Genomic DNA, 1417 nt, shown 5'->3' on the forward strand with positions numbered 1-1417 from the left:
TCAGATTGCTGACAAACCCCTGGCGAGAGCTGGGGGTTTGTGATTCACTGGGACATGTTGAAGAAACCCAGCCCTGAACAGACAGCTCTCGAGATGGTGACGCTCGATAGTCTGGTGCCAAAGGATCACCTGCTTCGCAAGATCGAGGCGGTGATTGACTTCTCCTTCATCCACGACCGCGTTGCGGGATTGTATTGCGCCGACAACGGCCGACCACCGCTCGATCCAACCTTGATGTTCAAGGCGTTGTTCATCGGCTACCTGTTCGGCATCCGCTCCGAGCGGCAGTTGGTGCGCGAGATCGCGGTCAATGTCGCCTATCGCTGGTTCTTGCGGATGAAACTGACGGATGGGGTGTTCGACGCCTCGACCTTGTCGCAGAACCGGCGCCGGCGCTTCAACGATACGGATGTGGCGCAGGACATCTTCGACCATATCGTCGAGCAGGCGATCGGCCATGGGCTGGTCGATGGCACGGTGCTCTATACGGATTCGACCCACCTGAAGGCGAATGCCAACAAGGGCAAATATGATCTTGCGATGATCGAAAAGTCGCGGTCCGACTATTGGGCCGATCTCGACCGGGCGATCGATGCGGAACGCCTGGTGCGCGGCCAGAAGCCGTTGAAGAAAAAGGCGCGCGCGCCTGAGGTCAGGGAAACCAAGGTGTCGCGCACCGATCCCGACAGCGGCTACATGGTGCGCGACGGCAAGCCGAAAGGCTTCTTCTATCTCGACCACCGCACGGTGGACGGCCGGCACGCCATCATCACCGACACCCATGTCACCCCAGCCAATGTGCATGACAGCATCGTCTATCTCGATCGGCTGGACCGTCAGCGCCAACGCTTCTCCTTCGATGTCAAAGCGGTCGGGCTCGATGCGGGCTATGCCACATCCGGCATTGCCAGAGGGCTCGAACAACGCGACATCCTCGGCGTCACCGGCTATCGCAATCCGACGCCGCCCAAGCCTGGCATGATGCGCAAGTCGAAGTTCGTCTACGATGGGCAAGAAGACGGCTACCGCTGCCCGCAAGGCCAACTGCTCGCCTACGCCACCACCGACCGCAACGGCTATCGCCACTATCGCTCCGACCCGGTGATCTGCCGCGACTGCCCCTTGCTTGCATCCTGCACCTCGAACGCCGCCTCGACCCGCACCATCACTCGACACGTCTGGGCCGAAGCCCGCGAGCGGACCGATGCCAACCGACTGAAGCCTTGGGGCAAAGCAATCTACAAGCGGCGAAAGGAGACGGTCGAACGCTCCTTCGCGGATGCCAAACAGCTTCACGGACATCGCTATGCCCGCTTCCGAAGTCAAATCCGCGTCGCATGCCAGTGCCTGCTGGCAGCCGCAGCGCAGAACATCAAGAAGATCGCGATGGCCCTCACAACGGCACCAAAACCAACGC

General features: G+C 60.7%; 1 protein-coding gene. It reads left to right on the forward strand.

Going from position 1 to position 1417, the window contains the following annotated elements:
- Positions 1–54 precede the first annotated feature (54 nt).
- A partial coding sequence (locus tag B5E41_RS30865; protein ID WP_088397326.1) for an IS1182 family transposase occupies positions 55–1417 on the forward strand: 1363 nt, incomplete at its 3' end.

Origin of the sequence: Rhizobium esperanzae (assembly GCF_002204185.1) — a bacterium.
Lineage (GTDB): Bacteria > Pseudomonadota > Alphaproteobacteria > Rhizobiales > Rhizobiaceae > Rhizobium > Rhizobium esperanzae.